This window comes from uncultured Psychrobacter sp., assembly GCF_947500265.1.
Taxonomy (GTDB): domain Bacteria; phylum Pseudomonadota; class Gammaproteobacteria; order Pseudomonadales; family Moraxellaceae; genus Psychrobacter.
In genome coordinates this window covers 103123-125894 of sequence record NZ_CANMRN010000002.1, presented here as the reverse complement: position 1 = coordinate 125894, position 22772 = coordinate 103123, and the positions used below count along the sequence as shown (strand labels likewise).

Sequence of the window (22772 nt, the reverse complement as noted above, 5' to 3'; positions counted from 1 at the left end):
TTTATAGAAGGGATATTGATTCAGTCTTTTATTTAGCTAAATTACTTAACCAAATACTCGCCATAATATCCAAAATATTCCTATCATTAAGACAGCGATCACGAGCAATCGTTTTAGCCAATAAGGCAGTAGAGGTTTCTTGTAGCCTAAGTCATTCAACTGACTATCGACACCGTCCTGCAGCCCTTTAAACCCTTGGCTCTGCTTAGTCGTGTTAACACGGTTTTTTACCAATGGTCCAGGCTCTTCTTCCTCTTGCTCTCTATCAAAGCTGATGGCCTGATTTGGAATGCCTTGTTTACTAGCGATTGTATTGAGCTTCTGTTGTTGCTTTACCTTCAGCTGGGTCTCATAAGCATCAATTCTACTTTTGGCTTCATCCATACTGATGTTTTCGTCTGCCGCCAAAGTTTTAATGGCCATTACTAAGTTGTTTTTTTCGACCATCATAATGACGTCTCTTGGCAACTTGGTATTGACCGGTTTTGCGCTAGGGTCGGGGTTAAACATGACTGTCCTTATTACGGCGTATAAGTGTGAATGAGTTATATGCTCATTATAACCATGTTAGATAAGCAATATTCAAGCAAAAAAATACCGCGGCCACTATGGTGACTGCGGTATTTTATGATTTATCGTTATTGGCATTTTTGCCAATATTTGATAATTATAGATCTTTCCAGCGTTGGATAGACTCTTTGATAACTTCTTTCGCTTCTGCGACATCGCCCCAAGATTCAACAACCGTCGTACCAGCTTTTTTCAGGTCTTTATAATGACTGAAATGGAACTCTAACTGGTTGATCAACTGCTTTGGTAGATCTTCTAAGCTGTTGTAAGCATTGCCTGTGTCACGGTCATCAGCAGGGACAACAACGATTTTGTCATCTACTTCGCCATCATCAACAAACTTCATCACACCGATAACTTTTGCTTTTAAGAAAATACCAGTCGGTAGTGGCTGCTCAGTCAATAGCAATACGTCAAGCTCATCACCATCTTCGTCAAGTGTTTGTGGGATGAAACCATAGTTACAAGGTTTAGCGAAAATCTGTGGGTCAATACGGTCAAGCTCAAATACTGCTAATTCGCGATTCCACTCAATTTTATGGCTGCTACCAGCTGGGATCTCTACTACTACGTTGATGATGCCGCCGTCTACGTCGCCTGCGTCCAAAATTTTGTTAAAATCTGCCATAAAATGCTCCAATTTGCTTTTGTTTTAAATGTTTGAATAAGGGGTTGAGCTAGGGATACAGCAAGGATAGTTGCTGCGTCCGATTTGTACTGCATGCGATTATAGCAAGTTTGTACTGAATTTTCTCTTAATGCTTAAGTCTAAGCGTGCAAGATATTATGCAAAAAAAGATTATGCAAAAATAGGCTCAAAACTTACTTAGGTGCGATAGCTCGCAACTCAATCAGTCCAGCATGGCGCTTGGCGATGTTATCAATAAGTTTTTGAGTGACTGTCTCATAGCTGAATGAATCGCTCATTTGCTGCTCTGTTTGCTCTGAATCTGTCTGCATAGCTACAAAATCAGACAGTCGCAACATTTGCATGCCAGCATAGCCACAAGGGTTGATGGCGTTAAATGAGGACAGGTCACAATTTAAATTAATCGCAATACCATGGTAGCTAAAGCCATGCTTAATCTTAAAGCCTAGCGAGGCCATTTTGCCAAGCATAATCTTATTATCGAGAGAGTTGTCATCTGTAGAGGTACTGTCATCTGCTGCAGCAGTATCTGCATATAAGTAGACACCTGGGGCATCACGGCGTGCATGAGCACTGATATTATCGCTACTAGATAGTGAGCTACGCAAACAGTCATTGATGACATCTTCTATCGCTTGCTCAGCGTGGGAGACAAGATTGCGCACACTCCATTTGAGGCTGTCCAAGTCAAACAGCCAATAGATCACTAACTGTCCATGACCATGCCATGTCACCTGACCACCGCGATCGGTCTTGATGATAGGCGTATCAGTACGCTGTAATATGTGCTCTTCTTTACCTGCCTGTCCAAGCGTGTAGACGTCATTATGATCGACAATCCATAATTCATCAGGCGTACGCAGCCCTTGTTGCTTTTTTAGATCGATACGTTCGAAGGTGCGTGCCAGCATCGCATCGAGAGTAGGGACATAATCGGCCGCTGAGAGAGATTTGCTGACAAGCGTATCATTAAGGGGTTGTGTATCATTTTGCATGAGAGTATCTGTCTTATTATTATCAAGTTTAAAATAAATAATGCTCATCGGTAGTGTAGCAGTTTTGGCGACTATCGCCCAAAGATATATAGTGTTGCAATGTCTGTAAGTGGCGTAAATTCTAATAGCAAACAGCTAGCAATGGACGAAGAAGTAACTGGTATAGAACAGTGGTAAGTCACTTATAAAGGTACTGCTAGTACAGACGCAGTAGTCAACCAAAGGTGCTGTTCATTGCTCAGTCGATGCGCTACATTAAAGTGTAATGAATGGAATCTGATGAAATTTATAGTCAGAGTAGGTTATCAAAGAGTGCACCTGACTAGAAAGATAGAGCCTCTAACCCAATATAGTATAGTGACTACAAACCTTATGACTATTACTATGATTATGACAAGGAAGACAAATGACAGATAGCAACCAAAGCGCCCATGAGCAGGCAGTGACCGAGACAGGTTTTGCGCTGCAGCGTGTGCCTGAAGCCCTAAGTACGGCGACGACTATCGATGAGATGAAAGCGCAATTTTCACGCTTGCAAATGTTAAGCCGTACCCAGCCAATCAATGATTGGGGCACTCGTACGACGCAGCTAGACAATCTAGAAGTGATGCTTAGTGACAACCAAGAGAGTTTTGCAAAGGCGATTAGTGCAGATTTTGGCTATCGTAGCCAGTCAGAGACTCAGTTCGCTGAGTTGTTTCCTAGCTTTACCGGTATCAGCCATGCCAAAAAACACGGCAAAAAGTGGATGAAAACCCATCGCGCACCGATCTCAGCGCTGTATATGCCAGCCCATAATGAAATTCAGCCGCAGCCATTGGGTGTGGTCGGTATCATGGTGCCTTGGAACTATCCGTTATTTTTAGCAATTGGCCCGATGATTGATGCAATTACCGCGGGCAACCGTATCATGGTCAAGATGAGTGAAGCCGCGCCGCAATTTGCTCAGACGTTTGCTGATGCCATTGCTCGTTATTTTTCGCCAGATATGATCTGTGTGGTACTCGGTGAAGTCGAGATTGCTGCCGCCTTTAGTGAGCTACCATTCGACCATCTGCTATATACCGGATCGACGGCGGTGGGCAAAAAAGTCATGGCAGCAGCAGCGCCTAATCTAACGCCAGTGACGCTTGAGCTTGGTGGTAAATCACCAGTGATTGTACTAGATGATGCCAATCTAGAATCTGTCGTCAATCGAGTGATGATGGGTAAGACACTAAATGCTGGGCAGACGTGTATTGCGCCAGATTATGTCTTGATTCAGCGCCAATACCATGACCAGTTTATCCAACTTGCAAAAGAGTGGATGACCAAGCATTATCCTGATATCGAAGAAAACCCAGATTATTCTCGCATTATTAATGGTGAGCAGTTCAAACGGGTACAAGGCTATCTAGATGCGCTAACAGGTGGCGAGGTACATGCGTTGACTGCCGTTGAGCCTAATATAGAAACCCGTCTAATGCCGCCAGTCATCGTCAGCGAGCCTGCGCCTGACAGTGACCTTATGCAAAACGAAATTTTTGCCCCGATTTTGCCGCTGATGCATTATGAGACGCTTGATGATGCCATTTACTTTGTAAACTCGCGTCCACGTCCATTGGCGCTATATGTGTTTAGTGACAACTACAGCAGTATCGAAAACGTACGTAATAATACGGTCTCGGGTGGTTTGTGTATCAACGAAGTTTTGATACATGTGGCTCAGCATGATTTGCCGTTTGGTGGTGTGGGTGACTCTGGTACTGGCGCATACCACGGTAAGGCTGGCTTTGAACGCCTCAGCCATATGAAGCCAATTTTTGTACAAACCAAGCTCAATGGTCTGAATTTATTATTGCCGCCTTATGGTGGACTGTTTAAAAAGGCGATGGCGCTGTTTTTGAAATAACCGTCTTTAAGATAACCACTTTTAATATGACCGCTCTTAAAATAATTGCCTTTAAAGTAACAATTCTTGAATGAGACGTTTTATAGTAGCTATAGAAATTAATAGTGACCTTTTTTAGTCGATATCATAACCAATAGCACCTATCCAGATAGGTGCTATTTTTTTGTCTAAAATATGAATTTACAAACATAGATTTCTCAAATTAAGAGCGACGTGTCATAAGAGCTTTATCAAAATTATCGTAAATTTATCTAATGCGTTAATCGACAAATAAGCGTTTGTCATCACTTCTATAAATCGCTACACTTTGTAGTAAGTCTAAACAACAGTAGATAGTAGCTCAATGGTCTAGAGCCAGCATTGGTAAACTTGATATAGCGACGTTCAGCTATTTTTTAGTTCTATTGTTTTGATAGTGACTTCATGCCGATACAACATAATAATAGGAAAGAGTATGCGCCAATGGATTGCATTAAGCTTACTGTGGATGAGCGCGTTACTACTGCCTGTATCGGCGTCAGCGGCGTGTGAATCACCGATCAAATTTGGGGCGCTAACCTGGGAGAGTGGGCAGTTTACCTCTGGCGTACTCAGACATATCGTAGAAGATGGATACGGCTGCATAGTAGAAGAAGTGCCAGGAGCAGGGCCTGCACTTGATACAGCGCTCTCACAGAATGACATTCAGGTCATCGGGGAGCAGTGGGTTGGTCGCTCGCCAATCATGGAAAAAGCCATTGAGCAGAATAAAGTGGCTATCATCGGCGATACGCTAAAAGGCGGTGCAACTCAAGGCTGGTATGTCCCAAGATATGTATTGGAAGAGAACCCAGGACTACGCAGCTATCAAGATTTGCCTAAATATACTGAGCTATTTAAAGACCCTGAAGATCCTGGTAGATCACGCTTTATGAACTGCCCCTCTGGTTGGACGTGTGAGATTTTTAACACACGTTTGCTAAAAACCACCGGTCTAGACAGTCTTTTTAACAACGCACACCCTGGTACGGGTGCTGCTCTCGATGCTGAAATCGCCTCTGCTTTTGAACAGCATAAGCCACTGTTGTTTTACTACTGGCAGCCTACTGGACTAATGGCAAAATATGACCTTGCGCCACTAGAGTTCCCAGCTTATGAGGATGCTTGTTGGCAAAATCTGCTGCTCGCTGATGGTAAGATGGATTGCGTGTCAGGATTCCCAGTATCGCCGTTAGGTATTGCTGTTTCTACCCCGTTTGTCGAATCCAATCCTGAACTAGCAGCTGTCTTTGAAAAGGTGCAATTTACCTCTGATGAGCTAAACGGTGCTATCTTGGAGATGAGCGAAAGTAAACGCACTGGCGATGAGCAGGCCATGGTGTTTTTGCGTGACAACCCAGAGGTTTGGCAAGCATGGTTATCCGATGAGGCCGCTACCAATCTCGCTACCAAGTTAGGCCTTAGCTCAACGAGTGCTATCTCTACAGATACAACTGCATCTAGTATCAATGCGTCAGCGCTCGCCTCAAGCTTTCCTTCATGGTCGCTTGAGACCCCACTCAATAATGCCTTAGCAAACGTCGTTCAAAACTATGGTGATGTATTTCGTACTATTAGCACGATGGCGCTTACTTATCTGCTATTACCTATTGAACGATTATTAACAGTTATCCCACCTTGGCTGATTATTGCATTTGTGACTGTGCTTGGCTGGCTTGGTGTCCGCAAGATTTGGTTCGCGCTGGCATGTGGTGCAGGGCTATTTTTGATAGGTGCTTTTGGTTTATGGGGCGCATTGATCGATACTTTAGCGCTGCTTATCGTATCGGTACTGGTCACGGTGGTGATTGGTATTCCTATTGGTATCGCTATGTCAGGTAGCAAACTGCTACGCAAGATTGTGACGCCAGTGCTAGATATCATGCAGACCATGCCGAGTTTCGTATATCTTATACCAGTGCTGATGCTGTTTGGTATTGGTAAAGTACCTGCGTTATTTGCAACCGTGATTTATGCGTTGCCGCCCTTAATTCGTCTGACGACATTAGGGATTACACAAGTCAATCATGAAATGGTCGAAGCAGGACGATCCTTTGGTAGTACCCATTTACAGCTACTTCTCTGGATTAAATTGCCACAAGCGTTGCCTAGTATTATGGCAGGTATCAATCAGGCTGTGATGATGTCACTTGCCATGGTGGTATTGGCCTCAATGATTGGTGCTCCTGGGCTGGGTGAAGATGTATTGCAATCTATCCAAACGCTCAATATCGGTCAGGGTCTACAAGCAGGTACGGCCATCGTTATCGTTGCCATTATCATTGACCGTATTACGCAAGCATTTGGTCAAGGTAAGCGTACCCGTCAAAAAACCATCGAAGCAGGCAGACGTCCGATTGGATAAAAAATTATCTGGTGGCATACGACTGAATCCATGGTAATCGACCGAAGCCCTAATAATAAAAACCACGTGAATAGTGAGAGCACCGATGAATCATATCCAATTAAAAAATATCAGTAAGATTTATAATGCCAGTAATACGCAAGCACAGTCTGCATTGGCATTGCTGGCTGAGGGTATGGATAGCATCAAAGTAAAAGAGCAAACGGGCTATTCAGTTGGTCTGTATGATATCAATCTAGATATCAAGGCAGGCGAGTTGCATTGCATCATGGGTCTGTCAGGCTCAGGAAAATCAACGCTGATACGCCATATTAATCGCTTGATAGATCCAACCAGTGGTGAGATATGGGTAGATACTGCTCTGAATAGAGAACATGCGACTCACACAACAGCTGATAGGCAATCAGCGACAGCTAATATGAGTACGGTAGTAGAAGAAAGCTCTGCTGCCGCTATTAATATTTTAGCGCTCAACGATAAGCAGTTGCAGCATTATCGTCAGCAGACCGTCAGTATGGTTTTTCAGCATTTCGGCTTAGTGCCGCACATGACAGTCATACAAAACGTCGCTTATGGGTTGCGTGTTCGAAAGATGAGCGCAAACGAGCGACACGAAACGGCTCGACATTGGCTGAATGAAGTAGGGTTATCTAATTTGGAAAACAGCTACCCTGATGAGCTCTCAGGCGGTATGCAACAACGCGTTGGTCTGGCTCGTGCCTTAGCAACGGACAATCCAATTTTGCTAATGGATGAAGCGTTCTCTGCACTTGATCCGCTCATTCGCGCTCAGCTGCAAGACCAACTACTCGAATTACAAGAACGATTGAACAAGACCATTGTATTTATCACCCATGACATCGATGAAGCTGTCAAAGTAGGTCAGCGTATCAGTATGCTAAATGGTGGTCGACTCATACAAACGGGGACGCCAAGCGAGTTACGGCATAATCCTGCTGATGATTATGTGGAGCAGTTTATGAGTGCAAAAGCGTAAGCCGTGTTAACCATCCATGAATAGGTTGTCTGGATAGACTTATACGATGTTTTTATGAATGGTTTAAATAATCGCAATCGTTTTACTGGCTTTTCACTGTCATTTTACGGTAATCAAAAGTGAACTCTGAAATAAATACCAAACTTCGTTATACTGAACGGTTTATCGATGGCTCATAATGAATGAGCGTGTATTGTTTATCGTCCACATATGATGTCGCTTTGTCTATCAAATGACGTTTGTTTCTTATTTTGCACTTTTAAGGCCATAGCATGACCGTTTCTTATGCACCTATTATTACTTCATTGCTTGATAATGATTTGTACAAATTTACGATGTTACAAGCCATGCTGCATCAGTTTCCGCAAACCCATGGTGTTTATCGCTTTCGCTGCCGTAATAACAAAGATGCCGCCTATCCATTGGCTGATATCCAAAAAGATCTAGAGCAGCAACTAGACAGCTTATGCGAATTGCGATTTTTGCCAGATGAGCTAGAGTACTTACGTAGCCTGCGCTTTATTCGTTCAGATTTTGTTGATTATCTAGAGTTATTTAAGCTAAAACGCCGCTTCATTACGGTAAGTACAGACGATAAAGGTCGCCTGTTTATCGATATCGAAGGGCCAATGATTCAAGCGATGTTCTTTGAAGTCTTTGTCTTGGCCATTGTCAATGAGCTGTATTTTGATGCGCTATCTAATGACAGCGTGATTGAAGAAGGACAACGTCGCCTCGATGCAAAAGTAGCGCTATTACATCAGTATGCCGAAAAGCAAGCTCAGTACGGTCAGGATATGCCGCCATTTATAGTTGCTGATTTTGGCACGCGTAGACGTTTTAGTCGACGCTGGCAAGCACATGTAGTGGAGACGCTACATAAAGCTGAGCCAAAGATAGTCGGTGGTACATCAAACGTGTATTTGGCCAAGCAGTTAGGAATGACGCCAATAGGCACCATGGCGCACGAGTTTATGCAAGCGTTTCAGGCACTGGATGTACGTCTGCGTGACTCACAAAAGGCTGCGCTTGAAGCATGGGTACATGAGTATCGTGGCGACTTAGGTATTGCATTAACAGATGTGGTCGGAATGGATGCGTTCTTACGTGATTTCGACTTGTATTTTGCTAAGCTATTCGACGGTCTGCGTCATGATAGCGGCGACCCTTACATCTGGGGCGATAAGGCGATTGCCCATTATGAGAAGTTAAAAATAGACCCAAAAACCAAGATTCTAACTTTTAGCGATGGCTTAAATTTAGAGAAGGCGTGGGAGCTGCATCAATACTTTAAAGGTCGCATTAGAACTAGCTTTGGTATTGGCACCAATTTGACCAATGATATGGGCATTACGCCGATTAATATCGTGCTTAAATTGGTAGAGTGCAATGGTCAGCCAGTCGCTAAGCTGTCTGACAGCCCAGGCAAGACCATGATCAATAACGACACGTATCTTGCCTATCTGCGCCAAGTCTTTGAGGTTGATGAACCTGAGTAAACAGAATATCAAACTGTTGCGTTGCCAAATGTGCCAAATGAGATTGATGCGCTTGGTTTGACCAAACAGCTGCTATCTAGTGGCTGTTTTTCGTTTAACTATCAACACTGCTGGTAGATTTTTCTTCGGCAAAGGCGGCGTCTAATGCTTGCTGTACAGCATTGATACGAGTCTCGCAAACGCGATAAGCGGCAATAGATTCTTCGACCGTTGTCATTAGATTATCAATATCAGGCTCATCCTGTTGCTGTAGTTCAGCTGCATTGGTTTTTAAGATATCGTAAGCCGCCTTAAAGGTTTTTGGGGCGGCTTTTTTGCGTCGGCGAGTAGGGGTAGTCATAAAATTTCCTAATTTTTAAAGGTAAGTCGATGAGTAATCGTTAGATATTATTATGTGGTCAAGTTGGAGTACCTGAAGTTTCTATCGCTTCTTTATCCAGATTGACATCTATAATCTGCGCTTTTGCGTTGCCATCTTTTAAAATGATATTGACAGTTTGCTCAGGATACAGTTGGGTACTATTAGTGAGTGTTTGCTTGTTTTGAGCATCCGTGAGCATGGTATAGCCTTGCTTGAGCACGCGAGACGGTCGATGTAATAGCACGATGTCACGTAGATGTTCGCTATCGCGCTGTGCTTGCACAATTTGCTGCTGCGCGTTTTGCATGATTGATTCTTGATAATTTTTGCTATTGGTAGCGGCTTTTGCGAGCTGTTGACGCGCCAAGGTTTGCGTTTGTGTGTATCGCTCAGCCGTCAGTCTGACTGCTTGCTTTACTTGGCGCTGGGCACTTTGTTGAATACTGCGCCATGCATAGTCACTGTCTTTTCGTAGAGCGGTGAGCTGCCCAATCGTTTGCGACTGTATTTGGCTTAACTGGCGTGCGGTTTGTTGCTCAGCAGTATTCAATTGACGCTGAGCCGCTTGCTTAATTTGCGCTTGATATTGTAGCGTCTGAGTGACGAGCTGGGCCAAGTGGCTATGGATAGCAGCGATTACCTTCGAGGGCGTATCAAAACTGGTATGTGCCACTTCATCTAGGATGACTTTGTCACGTTCATGACCGATACCTACCCAGACAGGAATAGGCTGCTCGGCAACCAAAGCTGCCAGCTCATAATCATTGAGATAAGCCAAATCACCAACCGCACCGCCGCCGCGAATAATGACCAACAAGTCTGGTAGACGCTGATAAGTATCATAAAACTGCTGCTGAGCATTAACGATGGCTTGACGGATTTCAGCGGGCGCATGATTACCTTGAAAAGTCGCATTATGATAGTGGAAGTGACACGCACCTGTACTGGCTAAGCGATCGGCATCTGCTTGAAAATCACCCAGTCCGGCTGCCTTTTCAGGGGCGATGACCAGCACATGCTCGATATCAAAAGGGGCAGGTAGCTGCTGATTGAGATGTAACAACCCTTCACCTGTTAAGCGGTCAACCATTTCTGCATATTGCCGTGCTAAGTCGCCTAGCGTATAGCTGGGATCGATATCTTCAATGGTGATTGAAAAGCCGTACTGGGCATGGAACCCTGCCGATACTTTAAGGAGTACGGTCAAATCACGCTCAAGCGGCATGCCAGTTGCACGTTCAAACTTAGCTAATACACGAGCCGCTTTAAAGCGCCAAAGGTTGCCGCGGCAGCTGGCGACCACTTTGCCATCGTTATCTTTTTCTGCCAGTTCAAAGTAGTAATGACCACCTTTACTCGACAGATTACGAATTTCAGCTTTTACCCAGACACGGTGGTCAAAAGTTTGTTTGATGACCATTTCAACCGCTGATAAGTAATCACTCAGGCGTAGGACCGTATCCTCTAAATGATCTTCCTGCTCAGCGAGTTCCGCCTCTAGAGTGGCCAAATCTTTGGCAGGTGCTAATACTTTGGCCTGTTTAATATTTGAAAGATTGGGTTTGCGCATAATATTAGACCAAAGATAATGAAAATATAAAGACTGACGAGGATGTGCTGAATACGATAGCGGATAGTTTAACTTAAAAAGGAGAGCACAAAAAGCGAAGCCAACAAGCTTTGATTGATATATTATCTATATCGCAGTTTGTTGGCTGTTTAATCAGAGAACAATTGTATGTCACTTCATGTTAGCGGTTAGATCGTAAACCTGTTTGCGTCTAAAAGAGATTGTCGTGTAGAGAAAAGTAGATATATATTTTTAGCTAGATATAGTCGGTTCGAGATAATTTAGATACAAGGAAGGCAAGCGAAAGTGATACAAATAATAGACTGAGTGAGCCTGACACTGTATCTGATTTATATGGTATTGACGATATTTATTGGCAACGGAAGTTAATGGTGTATTCATAATCATCGCTACGTGACAAATCTGGTGTACCTGTGCCAAATATCGAGCCAACGACAGCACCTACTTGACCAACCATACGGCCAGTACGCTCGTTTAAGATGCCATTATATTTTACATTATCATCAACGATAATTACTTGCTTGCTTCGACAGGTTTTTTGAGCACTATCAATTGCGTTTTGCTGTGCCTTGACTTTGGTATCAGCGATACCTGTTGTCTCATAGATAGAGTTGGCACGCTGAATCACGGGTGAAGAAGGCGTACTTTGACAGGCGCTCAAAGCAAGTACAGCCGCTAACGTTGCCGTCAAGCTGGCAGTTTTATTAAAAGTATTCATAAGTAATTCCTGATTTATATAAACAGAACGTCTTAGCTATAGGCAAAGCTTTATGAATGTAGCTTATCTAGATATTACCTGTCTAGACAGTTATTGTGTGCTGTATTACGGGTATATTGCCGATGAACCATGCACTAGATATAAACCAGTTTAAAACTTCAAGAACAGCAATATTGCGAAACTGTAGACAACCGTTATTGACAAAAAATAAAACAAGTCGCATCCGTACACAGCAAATCACTTGAAATATAAATTGTATCTAGGATAATTGAGCCATTCATTTTTTATTAATAAGTAATACTATGCAATTGATTCCTGCTCCTGCTGGCGTGCTCGAGGTTGACGCACTGTGGCAAAATGACAATCCTAATGATCCAACTACAGACATGGTGGCGCTGCTGTGTCATCCTAATCCGTTGTTTGATGGTACGATGAATAACAAGGTGGTCACCACCATGTATCGCTTTGCCCGTGATAATGGTATGCATGTGGTGCGCTTTAACTTTCGCGGCGTTGGCCAATCGACAGGCGAGCATGATTATGCGGAAGGTGAAGTGGTCGATGCAATGACCGTGCTACAATGGATTGCTGAACAAACCAATGCTCGAAAGCTATGGCTGGGTGGCTTTTCTTTTGGTGGTTATGTCACGGCACGCGTGGCTGAGCAAGTGCTTGAAGCCGCGCATATATGGGGATTGGGTGACTTTGAAGTAACGAAAATCGCCCTTATCGCACCATCAGTCGAAAAAAACGACAGTACTGATATTAATTTGCCTGCAGATAGAACTTTTGAGATTTATGGTAATGCGGATGAAGTGATTGAACCTGATAATATGCAGGCATTTGCAGACCGATTAGGCATTGAAGTCAGCGTGGTTGATGGCGCGGGTCATTTCTTCCATGGTCGCTTATCAGAGCTCAAAGGTTTATTAGACAAGCATAGCTTTGGGCAGGACAGCTAAGTTTATTCATAGCTAATTCAGCTTAATAGCTTCTGCTTTGATATGGTTTAGCATGGCTTGCTTGGTAGCACCAGCGTTATGCTAAATTAACCTATTATTTTGATATTTATTTAATCCAACGATGAGTCGAATTATGAGTTTATCTCCATTGCAACGTTACGAGAAAGCCGTCAGTACAGATGAGTTTACTCGGGATGAACAGCAATTTCAGGCCATGAGCTATCTTGATGAGATATACCATCAGCTCATCAATAGCGCACCGCAAAAGAAAGGTTTTTTTGGCTTTTTAAAATCCAAGCCTGTCGCGCCAACGGGTCTTTATATGTGGGGCGGTGTTGGCCGTGGTAAAACGTGGATGATGGACATGTTTTATGACTCGTTGACCATCGAGCGCAAGATGCGTCTGCATTTCCATCATTTTATGCAGCGTGTCCATAGAGAGCTTAACAAACTACAAGGTGAGAGTGATCCACTCGAAAAAGTTGCCGATATTATTTATAAAGAAGCGGTCATCATCTGTTTTGATGAGTTTTTTGTTTCTAATGTCTCTGATGCTATGATACTAGGCGATTTGTTCACTATGCTGTTCAATCGTGGCATTACTTTGGTTGCTACTTCAAACATTGAGCCAGCTGGACTGTATAAAGATGGCTTACATCGTGACCGTTTTATGCCTGCCATTGCGGAAGTTGAGCGTCATACGACGGTAATGAATATTGACTCTGGGATTGATTATCGTCTGCGCGTATTGCAACAAGCTGAGCTATACGAAGCGCCGCTTACTAAGGCGAACTATCATTGGTTAGCCAACCGTTTTGCGAGCTTGTCGAATAATCAGAAAATCAGTAAAGAGCCCATTACTATCAATGGACGAGAAGTAAAAATCAACGCTTGTACCGAAGATATCTTATTCTGTGACTTCCGTCATCTCTGTATGGCGCCGCGTTCAGCCGCTGATTTTATCGAGCTTGCCAAACGATTTAGTACCGTCCTAGTTGACTCTGTACCAGCACTAGATGACGACTTGCGTGATCCAACGCGCCGCTTTATTTATCTCGTCGATGAATTTTATGATCGCCGTGTAAAATTATTGGTACGGGCAGAGCAGCCGATTCTAGACTTGTACCAAGGAGAGAAGTTGGCGTTTGAGATTGAGCGTACTCGTTCACGTCTGCTTGAAATGCAGTCGGAGGACTATCTACGCATGGACCACCGAGTCGAAGATGTTGCGTAGTTTATTGCTGAGTTGAGACTGCCTATGTGTAGCTCTCAACTGCTCTATAGCTGTTAAAAAATAAGAAAATGATATTATAAATAATAAGTAGTGATAGATAATAATAAATTAAGGATAAAACAATGACTACAACTGACAATGCTGATAATGAAAGCCAAGAAATAGAAGACAAAAAACTGTCTGTGAAGAACGTAGCAGCGAATGATATCTCATCTACCAGTGACGAGCTGATAGGTTGGATCAATTCAAGACGCAGTATGGGCAATCTAGATGAGCCAGCCCCGACGCGTGCGCAGATTGAGTCTGCCATTGAGTGTGCGGCAACTGCGCCAGATCATAAAAAATTGCGTCCGTGGCGCTTTATCGTGACGCAAGGTGAGGCGCGCCATGAATTAGGCCGTGCCTTGCTCGAAGCTGCCCAAGCAAAAGCGCTACAAGATGGCGAAGAGTTGTCTGAAAAAACCATCACTAAAACTAAAAATATGCCGCTGCGAGCGCCGCTAATCATAACGGCCGTGACTCAAATGCAAGAACACAAAAAAGTGCCACCTTTTGAGCAGATGCTCAGTGCGGGTGCTGCTGTACAAAATCTAATTTTGGCATTAAAAGCCCAAGGATTTAGTACCGTTTGGCGCACTGGGCTGCTGTGCAATGAGCCTGCAGTAAAAGCGTATTTTAGCGTCGGTCCAGATGATTATGTGACCGCTTTTGTTTATACTGGCACAAGTCCCAAGGATGAGTCCAAACGCAAACCTATTGATATCGAGCCGCTAGTTCGCTTCGAGTCGTAATGTAGCTCAGTGCTGTCTATTAATAAGATTATAATTTCACAAAGTTATAATTCAAAGATAATAAGGCCAGTAGCTGAGCACGATAGATTCTATTGATAATACGTTAGTCAACACGGATAAAAGAACATGACAAGCCCTAACAATAGTAATAAAAACAACACCAGTGCTAATAATGAAACGGACAAAGAATCGTCTGAAAAGCAGAACGGTATGCTTGCAGGTATTCTTGAGCGAGCAACCAAGTCAGGTCTCGGCCGTAAAAAGTCAAATCCTAGTCCTGTTGAATCAGCTGTGGCAAAGGATATGGCCGACATTCATAGCAATCCAACCAAGCTGCGTTTGGCGTTTTTAGGTGGTGGTAGCTTCGGTACGGCAATGGCAAATTTAGCCGCACGTAATGGCTGTGATACCACGCTGTGGGTACGTAACAAACGTACCGTAAAAGCGATGGCCAAAACACAGACCAATAAAAAGTATCTACCAGGCTATAAGCTTGATGATCGATTGAAATACAGCCATGATTTGGCGGCAAGCGTCAAAGACAAAGACATTATTTTTATTGCTGTGCCAGGTTTAGCCTTTCGCGAAACGCTAAAAAACATCGCGCCTTTTATCAGCGGTCAGTCTATTGTATCGTTGACCAAAGGTATGGAAAAAGACACCTTTGCGATGATGAGTGATATCATTAAAGAAGTGCTGCCAGAAGTGAATTTTGGCGTTATGTCAGGGCCGAACCTCGCTATAGAAATCATGAAAAACATGCCGTCTGCTACGGTTATCGCAAGTGAGTCGGAACCGTTGCGTCATGCCGTGCAAGCAGCATTGCACAGTGCCTTCTTTAGAGTGTTTGCTAGTGATGATGTACGCGGCGTCGAGCTTGGCGGTGCGCTTAAAAACATCTACGCAATTGCTATGGGTATGGCGGCCGCTTATGAAGTAGGTGAGAATACTAAAGCGATGATTCTTACTCGCGCTTTGGCAGAAATGAGTCGTTTTGGTGTTGAGGAAGGCGCCAATCCGCTCACTTTCTTGGGTTTATCTGGTGTAGGCGACTTATACGCCACTTGTAGCTCAGAGCTAAGTCGTAACTATCGTATCGGTAATATGCTCGGTCGCGGTATGAGTATTGATGCCGCGGTCAAAAAGCTTGGACAGACTGCTGAAGGGGTAAATACCATTCAGCAAGTACATGAAAAGGCGACCAAAGCGGGTATCTATATGCCAATTACCCATGCGCTCTATGCAGTCATTTATGAAGACAAAGCTGCTTTAGGCGTTGCGCTACATCTAATGGAAGCTGGGTTCCGTAGCGATGTTGAGTTTGTCATGGCGCATGATCATAGCAATGCAGCACTTACCGCTCATATGAAAACCTCTGGTAGCAATACTAAAAGCAAAGACAGCGATGCTGATAAGTAAGACACACCATTAAAAATCAGTATCAAGAGAGTCGAACTTAGCGCTCCAAGGAAGGTTATGAAAATTATATTAGTACGTCATGGTCAAGCAGAAGACGAAACACGTCCAGATAGCGCGCGTCAGCTGACGGACTTTGGTCAGCAGCAGGCAGCGCAAACGGCAGAGTATGTGACCATTCACTATAGCCCAGATCGTTTTGTGGTTAGCCCTTATATTAGAGCGCAGCAAACTTTATCTGCGTTCCAGTCGCGAGCGCCGCAAGTAGTCTCATCTGTACAGGACAATATCACGCCCTCGGATGATGCACGCCAAGCTCTGATAGATATTGCCAATATTGAAGCCGAGTGTTTGGTCGTTGTTTGTCATATGTCTATCGTCGCCTATATCGCTGGATTGCTGACAGGCGATTATCCAGAATCGTTCTCTTTAGCGGAAGCCAGAGTGTTTGATATGGAATTTGTGATGACTGGCATGGCAACGGAAGTTGATCGTTTTGTTCCTGACCAACCATACTAGGCTGACCTAGCCATTTCTTAGATAGGATGAATTCAGAGTGAGGCCATCATGCCAATTAAGCGACTGGCTCAGCAGATAAAATGACTCAATCCTTTCTAAATAGTATCACTGCTTCATCACAGTACTTTTATAACCGCAGCAATAATTGAGGACACGTTTAGTGTTACATGTTTGGTTACGAGCGCAGCATAGCCCGCTAGCTGTCTGGCATGAAGATGTACAGCAATGGCAAATGGTTGACGGTTGGCAACAGCTGCAAACAGTCTATGGTAACTATAAGTCCAATAGCCAAAAGGCGCTTTGTCTATATTTTCCCTCAAGTCATGCATTGCAAGTGGACACGTCGCTCAATGCTACTCAGCTCAAACAGCTTGGTAATAGCGGCAAGCAGTACTTATTTGAAGAAACCTCATTAACGCCTATTGAGCAATTAAACATCCGTCAATTGAGCCATGCTGATACGACGCAATTGTATGCACTGGCACAAAACGATATTGAGTCGTGGCAACAAAGCGCGCAGCTAGCCGATATGAATATAGTAGCGTTACTGCCAGATTTTTTATTGTTACCACCGCCAGATGAGGGCGCAGGTCAACAAGTAACCCTTTATCAAGATTCGCAGACTATGCTGCTGCGCCAATCATTGCGTCAGGGTATGGCCGTCAGCTATTTACCGCTAATGTTTGAGCGTTTCCCGCATTTGAGTGAGGTAATGGTACTGCCGTCTATTGAGGCACCTATTGACGCATCACTTGACTCACTAGATTCATCATCACCCATGGATTTAGCGGCGCAAACTAAAGCGCTGATCACCGATCATCAGCTGCTACTGACGACCCTGCCTACAGTACCTAAGCCAATTGACAGTCCCGAACGTCACGCGCTCAATTTCTTTATGAAATCTACTGACTCACAGCTATCACCATATTTGCGAGTGGCAATGATGGTTGCGCTATCAGCGTTAGTGCTGCAAATGGCAACCGATGGTGTGCAGTGGTATAAGTATAATGAAGCAACCGCAGCAACCAAGACTACAATTGCGGCACAATATCAGTCTTGGTTCGCCGATGAGCCACTGAGTATGCGCACCAAACTGCAAGTACAGCTGCAACCAAAACTGCGTAGCGATAGCCAAGCGCCTGCATCGCATATGGCCGCACTGTCACGCATATCACCATTGATTAAACAGTCCTCATTGCATGCACAGTCACTGGTCATGCAGCCATCAGCGCTCAGCTTTACCTTGATTGCCCCAGATCGGAGTAGTCTTGATAAATTTACGAGCACACTGGTAGCACAAGGCTTAAATGCCAAACTTGCGCAAGTGAATAGTAATGAGCAAGGTCAATTTAGTGGTCAAGTCACCGTCAATGTGATAGAAAACAATCTTGCAGACAACAGCGACATGGCAAATAATGCGGCAGCGTCGTAACTCATCAAGGTATTGGTAATAAAGGTCAAAACATGAAACGATTACAACGCCGTACCAAACGTAATGCAGCTGTTTCTGCAACCAGTACTAAGGCTCATGTATTCTCAGAGCGTATGAACAATTATCAAAATGTACTCACGACGCGCTGGCAAGCATTACCTCCCCGTGATCAACTAGCATTGGCTATATTGTCTGTATTTCTGCTGTTGTTTATTGGCGGCTATGGTGGCTATAGCGTTCATCAAGCAGCGAGCGATAGTAAAAACGACTATCAGGAACAAGTGGCGGATTATTTTTGGTTGCGTGCTCAAGCAGGTAATATTGATAGTAGTGCATTGAATACTGGTAATAATGCTACTGGAGAGGCTGATATGCCACCTGCTAGTCGTGTCAATGCGCTGCTCAATAACTCAGGTATAGCAGGTGCTCAGGTGGTTTCGACGGGCGATGCAGTGCGATTGAGCTTTACGCATCCTAGTCAAGCAGTCGTCAGTACTGCACTAGGTAAGCTTGAACAGCAAGGTTGGCAGTTTACACAGCTGTCCATGCAGCAAGACCTGACCAATAAATCTATTCAGGTACAAGCAACGGTCACTTCTTAAAACGCATCATTTTGTGATAAATATTTTAGATACTTATATCACTGTGTGCTTTTTACTCGACACTCGATATTAGACAGCAGAATACTGCTTTATCGTTGGTATCATTGAAAAGCCATTTATCCGGCTCCATTAAATAGTTAATCATATGACTATTGAACAAAAATATTACCAGTAAGGAAAACCTCACATAATGCGGGACAGTATGAGCAACGATAAGCGCCGTTCGTTAATTACTTATAACCACATCACTTATTTCTTATATGTGATCAGCTACTTTACTGCGGGTTTACTGTGGATTGTGCCGATTGTCATGAACTATGCTAAGCGCCATGATGCTAGTGGGTCATGGTTGGCCACGCATTTTGACTGGCAAATCAAGACCTTTTGGTACAGTATCGTTTGGTTCGTCATTGGCATTATTTTGATTACCTTTGCATTAGGCGGCTTTGGCGTTAGCGTATTGGCGGATAGTGGCAATATCGCTATTGGCTCAATATTATTGGCTGGGCTTGGTTTGCTGATTATGACCTTTACCTTTATCTGGCATTTATATCGCATTATACGTGGTTGGATTGCGTTGACTGATGGACGTCCAGTACCGTAGATGTTTAAGAGTACCTTTGTGCTATGTCTTTAGCTTAGAAAACGGCAATTTATTGTTATTTAGTAGAGATTCATCAGTATTGGTTACTGCTTAAATGTAGAAATTTAGCGACTGAAACTTTGCTCTTATTTCTGTTAAGCTGATATAATCGCTGCGCCCGATTTCATTCGCATTTTTTATTCACTATTTCTTCCAAGCAGGGTCTGCCATCACTATGTCTTATGCCTTACTTCGTCCTTTTTTGTTTAATATGGATCCCGAACACGCCCATGAGATGACGCTATTTTTATTGGATAAAGCGCATAAAGCGCGTGTTTTAGGCTTGGCGTACGGTCAGTCAATGCAACCAACAGACTGTATGGGTTTGCAGTTTTCTAACCCAGTTGGTCTGGCAGCAGGCTTGGACAAAAACGGCGATTATATTGACGCGCTGGCTGAGTTAGGGTTTGGTTTTATAGAGGTAGGAACCGTCACGCCAAGACCGCAAGTAGGCAACGACAAGCCAAGACTGTTTAGAATCAAGCAAGCAGACGCGATTATCAATCGTATGGGCTTTAACAATGAAGGCGTTGATTATCTAATCGACAATGTTAAACGTTGCAAATATAAAGGCAATATCGGTATCAATATTGGTAAAAATGCCGATACGCCGGTAGAGCAAGCCGCCGATGATTATGTGTATTGCTTAGAGCGTGTGTATCCGCATGCCTCATATATTACGGTCAACATCTCATCGCCAAACACCAAAAACTTACGTGATTTGCAAAGTGGTGAAGCGCTGACTCAGCTGATGGATACGATTAAAAACCGTCACAGTCAGTTGGCTACTGAATATGGTTTCTATGTCCCATTAGTGCTTAAGGTTGCTCCAGATTTAGAGCCATTACAAGTTGATTATATCTCGCAGCAATTAATAGACTTTGAGATTGATGGTTTGATTGCGACCAATACGACATTGAGCCGCGTCGGTGTCGAAGACTTGCGTGATGGCGACCAAATGGGCGGCTTATCTGGTCGTCCTGTGAGTCATATTAGTACTCAGATTTTGCAACAGTTCTCTGATCAGTTAGATGGTAAAGTCGCTTTGATAGGCGTAGGCGGTATCGATAGTGGTGCTAAAGCCGTCAAAAAAATCGAAGCAGGCGCAGACATGGTACAGCTCTATACGGGGCTTATTTATCGTGGTCCTGGGCTGGTGCAGTCTTGCATTCAGGCAATCGGTGGCTATTACGATGCCATGGAAAGCTAATCCAATAAATAAGGTAATAAGGCGTAAAGCATGAGTGGTTTAGATATTGTGATTGCTATTGTTGTCTTGATTGGCTTATGGCGCGGCTTTCAAGTAGGACTGATTAAAACAGCAATAGGCTTGGTAGGTTGGTTTATCGCCCTTATCGCTGCTACTAGGCTGGCAGGAGTAGTGTCGCCCCAATTGACGGGTATCGTACAAAACCCTGTGTTACAGATGGCTATGGCTTTTTTATTGGTAGTGATTGCGATATTAGCAGTCATGCATCTGATGGCGTTTGTGTTCTCAGGCGTACTCAAAACCTTACGTTTGGGCGTCTTGGACAAAATGGCAGGCGGCGTACTGGGTGCTGCCAAAAACGTATTAATGGTTTTGGTTGTACTGAGCGTCAGTGCGCCATTGCTAGTACAGATGCCGCAGTGGCAAACCTCCGTACTAGCGCCTGAGCTAATGCCATATGCACCGATGGGCAAGGCGTTGGTATCAGACGTATTGGGCATGGCGTGGGATCAGGTCAATCAGTCGTAATTGTTGAATTGCCTATTATTTTATCTAACTGTCCATTATTTTACTTCTTTTTATACTTCTAAATGTTTGCACGTGTCACTGATAATCAAACATAGATTATCGAAAAATCTCGTTAAGTTTCTTACAATATCATCAGGTTAGCGGCGTGCGACAGTGAATGATTTTAGCAATATACTGTCGTTAATTTTGCCGTTATTGTCGTACTAATGTATGAGTCAAAATAGGATATAGCTATTATGTGTGGAGTCATTGGAGTTGCAGCTCACGAACCAGTCAATCAGATTCTTTATGACGGTTTGACGATGCTACAGCATCGCGGGCAAGATGCAGCAGGTATTGTCACTTTGCAAGATGGGCGACTCTATCTACGTAAAGAAAATGGCATGGTACGTGACGTATTTATGAATCGTCATATGATGAAACTGGTTGGTAAGTTCGGTATCGGTCACGTTCGTTACCCGACAGCTGGTACTTCTAGCAGCGCTGAAGCTCAGCCATTTTATGTCAACTCACCATATGGTATTACCCTTGCGCACAATGGTAACTTGACCAATGCTGAGAGTTTGGCCAAATCTTTGTACATCGAAGATCGTCGCCACCTTAATACTGACTCAGATTCTGAAGTACTGTTAAACGTACTGGCACATGAGATGCAGAATCTAGGTAAAACACATCCAACGGCTGATGATATCTTTGAAGCAGTAAAAGCCGTCTATAAACGCTGTGAAGGCGCTTATGGCGTTGTCGCTCTGATCACTGGTCATGGCTTACTTGCATTCCGTGATCCAAACGGTATCCGTCCACTTATCTTTGGTAAGCGTATGGCACCGAATGGCGGCACTGAGTATATGGTTGCCTCTGAATCAGTTGCATTGACAGGTTCTGGCTTTACTATCGTTCGTGATGTAAAACCAGGCGAAGCAATTTTCATTGATTTGAACCATAAGCTGCATACGCATCAGTGCGTCGAGCAAAAAGAATACACGCCTTGTATCTTTGAATATGTTTACTTTGCTCGTCCAGATTCAATTATGGACAATATCTCAGTTTATAAATCGCGTCTACGTATGGGTGAAAAACTGGCAGACAAAATCCTTGCTGAATGGGGTGAGGACCACGATATCGATGTGGTCATTCCAATTCCAGATACATCGCGTACTTCAGCGATGGAGCTAGCGCTAAAAATGAACGTCAAGTACCGTGAAGGGTTTATGAAAAACCGATACATCGGTCGTACGTTTATTATGCCAGGTCAGCAGCAGCGCAAAAAATCAGTTCGCCAAAAGCTGAGCGCTGTGCCGCTAGAGTTCAAAGGCAAAAACGTACTGTTGGTTGATGACTCTATCGTTCGTGGTACGACTTGTCATGAAATCATTCAAATGGCACGAGATGCTGGTGCTAACAAGGTGTTTTTTGCCAGTGCTGCGCCACCAGTGAAATTTCCAAACGTATACGGCATTGATATGCCAGTACGTAGCGAGCTTATTGCTTCGGGTAATAGCGTTGAAGAAGTACGTGATATCATTGGCGCCGATCGCTTAATTTTCCAAGATTTGGATGATTTGATTGACGCAGTAAAAGATACTAAGCATAGCCGAGTGGAAGGTTTTGATTGTGCGGTATTTAACGGCTGCTACATCACTGGTCAGATCAATGAAGCGTATCTTGATCACCTGCAAGAGCAGCGTAATGATACTGCCAAAACTGGTAAAAAAGGCGTACAAATAGTAGCTGATACTCCAGTTGATATGATGGGTGTGGAAGAGCTTTAAGCTAAGCTA

At 43.8% G+C, this 22772-nt stretch carries 21 protein-coding genes; 15 read left to right on the top strand and 6 right to left on the bottom strand.

Going from position 1 to position 22772, the window contains the following annotated elements:
- Positions 1 to 45: 45 nt before the first annotated feature.
- The 3 genes from Q0788_RS03150 to lipB all read right to left on the bottom strand — a co-directional run bounded on the left by Q0788_RS03150 (position 46) and on the right by lipB (position 2214).
- Positions 46 to 510, bottom strand: a complete 465-nt coding sequence (locus Q0788_RS03150; protein ID WP_298807792.1) for a hypothetical protein — start codon at positions 508 to 510, stop codon at positions 46 to 48.
- A gap of 157 nt (positions 511 to 667) precedes the next feature.
- Positions 668 to 1198 carry an inorganic diphosphatase gene (locus Q0788_RS03145; protein WP_057759479.1) on the bottom strand — a complete coding sequence of 177 codons (531 nt, stop codon included), beginning with the start codon at positions 1196 to 1198 and terminating at the stop codon, positions 668 to 670.
- A gap of 194 nt (positions 1199 to 1392) precedes the next feature.
- Positions 1393 to 2214: a lipoyl(octanoyl) transferase LipB gene (gene lipB / locus Q0788_RS03140; protein ID WP_298807790.1), complete on the bottom strand. Its 822-nt coding sequence runs from the start codon at positions 2212 to 2214 to the stop codon at positions 1393 to 1395.
- Between the two features lie 406 nt (positions 2215 to 2620).
- Here lipB and Q0788_RS03135 point away from each other — a divergent pair, with 406 nt between their 5' ends.
- The 4 genes from Q0788_RS03135 (at position 2621) to pncB (ending at position 8984) form a co-directional block, all read left to right on the top strand.
- On the top strand, positions 2621 to 4105 hold the full coding sequence (locus tag Q0788_RS03135; RefSeq protein ID WP_298807789.1) for a coniferyl aldehyde dehydrogenase: 1485 nt from the start codon (positions 2621 to 2623) through the stop codon (positions 4103 to 4105).
- Positions 4106 to 4559: 454 nt separating this feature from the next.
- Positions 4560 to 6488 (top strand): glycine betaine ABC transporter substrate-binding protein, encoded by a 1929-nt coding sequence (locus tag Q0788_RS03130; protein WP_298807788.1) that lies wholly within the window; start codon positions 4560 to 4562, stop codon positions 6486 to 6488.
- An 85-nt stretch (positions 6489 to 6573) separates the two neighbouring features.
- Positions 6574 to 7485: an ATP-binding cassette domain-containing protein gene (locus tag Q0788_RS03125; RefSeq protein WP_298807786.1), complete on the top strand. Its 912-nt coding sequence runs from the start codon at positions 6574 to 6576 to the stop codon at positions 7483 to 7485.
- 272 nt (positions 7486 to 7757) lie between these two features.
- On the top strand, positions 7758 to 8984 hold the full coding sequence (gene pncB / locus Q0788_RS03120) for a nicotinate phosphoribosyltransferase (RefSeq protein ID WP_298807784.1): 1227 nt from the start codon (positions 7758 to 7760) through the stop codon (positions 8982 to 8984).
- A gap of 94 nt (positions 8985 to 9078) precedes the next feature.
- On the opposite strand, the gene xseB is transcribed toward pncB, so the two are convergent.
- The 3 genes from xseB to Q0788_RS03105 form a co-directional block, all read right to left on the bottom strand.
- Positions 9079 to 9324, bottom strand: coding sequence for an exodeoxyribonuclease VII small subunit (gene xseB / locus Q0788_RS03115; protein ID WP_101205385.1), 246 nt, complete (start codon positions 9322 to 9324; stop codon positions 9079 to 9081).
- Positions 9325 to 9382: 58 nt separating this feature from the next.
- Positions 9383 to 10915, bottom strand: a complete 1533-nt coding sequence (gene xseA / locus Q0788_RS03110; protein WP_298807782.1) for an exodeoxyribonuclease VII large subunit — start codon at positions 10913 to 10915, stop codon at positions 9383 to 9385.
- Positions 10916 to 11285: 370 nt separating this feature from the next.
- The gene (locus Q0788_RS03105; RefSeq protein WP_165597309.1) at positions 11286 to 11654 is read right to left on the bottom strand and encodes a hypothetical protein; all 369 of its coding nucleotides are present in this window, start codon (positions 11652 to 11654) and stop codon (positions 11286 to 11288) included.
- Positions 11655 to 11956: 302 nt separating this feature from the next.
- On the opposite strand from Q0788_RS03105, the gene Q0788_RS03100 reads away from it, so the two are divergent.
- The 11 genes from Q0788_RS03100 (at position 11957) to purF (ending at position 22763) form a co-directional block, all read left to right on the top strand.
- Complete coding sequence (locus Q0788_RS03100; protein ID WP_298807779.1) at positions 11957 to 12616, top strand: alpha/beta fold hydrolase; 660 nt, start codon at positions 11957 to 11959, stop codon at positions 12614 to 12616.
- A gap of 133 nt (positions 12617 to 12749) precedes the next feature.
- Positions 12750 to 13850, top strand: coding sequence for a cell division protein ZapE (gene zapE, locus Q0788_RS03095; RefSeq protein ID WP_057759500.1), 1101 nt, complete (start codon positions 12750 to 12752; stop codon positions 13848 to 13850).
- Between the two features lie 122 nt (positions 13851 to 13972).
- Entirely contained in the window at positions 13973 to 14641 is a 669-nt protein-coding gene (locus Q0788_RS03090) for a nitroreductase family protein (RefSeq protein ID WP_298807778.1), read from the top strand.
- Between the two features lie 126 nt (positions 14642 to 14767).
- Positions 14768 to 16060, top strand: coding sequence for an NAD(P)H-dependent glycerol-3-phosphate dehydrogenase (locus tag Q0788_RS03085; RefSeq protein ID WP_298807777.1), 1293 nt, complete (start codon positions 14768 to 14770; stop codon positions 16058 to 16060).
- A gap of 57 nt (positions 16061 to 16117) precedes the next feature.
- Positions 16118 to 16576 (top strand): histidine phosphatase family protein, encoded by a 459-nt coding sequence (locus Q0788_RS03080; RefSeq protein ID WP_298807776.1) that lies wholly within the window; start codon positions 16118 to 16120, stop codon positions 16574 to 16576.
- Positions 16577 to 16736: 160 nt separating this feature from the next.
- Positions 16737 to 18008 (top strand): type II secretion system protein GspL, encoded by a 1272-nt coding sequence (gene gspL / locus Q0788_RS03075; protein ID WP_298807775.1) that lies wholly within the window; start codon positions 16737 to 16739, stop codon positions 18006 to 18008.
- A 32-nt stretch (positions 18009 to 18040) separates the two neighbouring features.
- Positions 18041 to 18610 (top strand): type II secretion system protein GspM, encoded by a 570-nt coding sequence (gene gspM, locus Q0788_RS03070; protein ID WP_298807774.1) that lies wholly within the window; start codon positions 18041 to 18043, stop codon positions 18608 to 18610.
- Positions 18611 to 18812: 202 nt separating this feature from the next.
- Positions 18813 to 19214 (top strand): hypothetical protein, encoded by a 402-nt coding sequence (locus tag Q0788_RS03065; RefSeq protein WP_228707043.1) that lies wholly within the window; start codon positions 18813 to 18815, stop codon positions 19212 to 19214.
- A gap of 214 nt (positions 19215 to 19428) precedes the next feature.
- Entirely contained in the window at positions 19429 to 20463 is a 1035-nt protein-coding gene (locus Q0788_RS03060; RefSeq protein ID WP_298807773.1) for a quinone-dependent dihydroorotate dehydrogenase, read from the top strand.
- A gap of 30 nt (positions 20464 to 20493) precedes the next feature.
- Positions 20494 to 20991 carry a CvpA family protein gene (locus tag Q0788_RS03055; protein ID WP_102090972.1) on the top strand — a complete coding sequence of 166 codons (498 nt, stop codon included), beginning with the start codon at positions 20494 to 20496 and terminating at the stop codon, positions 20989 to 20991.
- Between the two features lie 236 nt (positions 20992 to 21227).
- Positions 21228 to 22763: an amidophosphoribosyltransferase gene (gene purF, locus Q0788_RS03050; RefSeq protein ID WP_101205374.1), complete on the top strand. Its 1536-nt coding sequence runs from the start codon at positions 21228 to 21230 to the stop codon at positions 22761 to 22763.
- Positions 22764 to 22772: the final 9 nt, after the last annotated feature.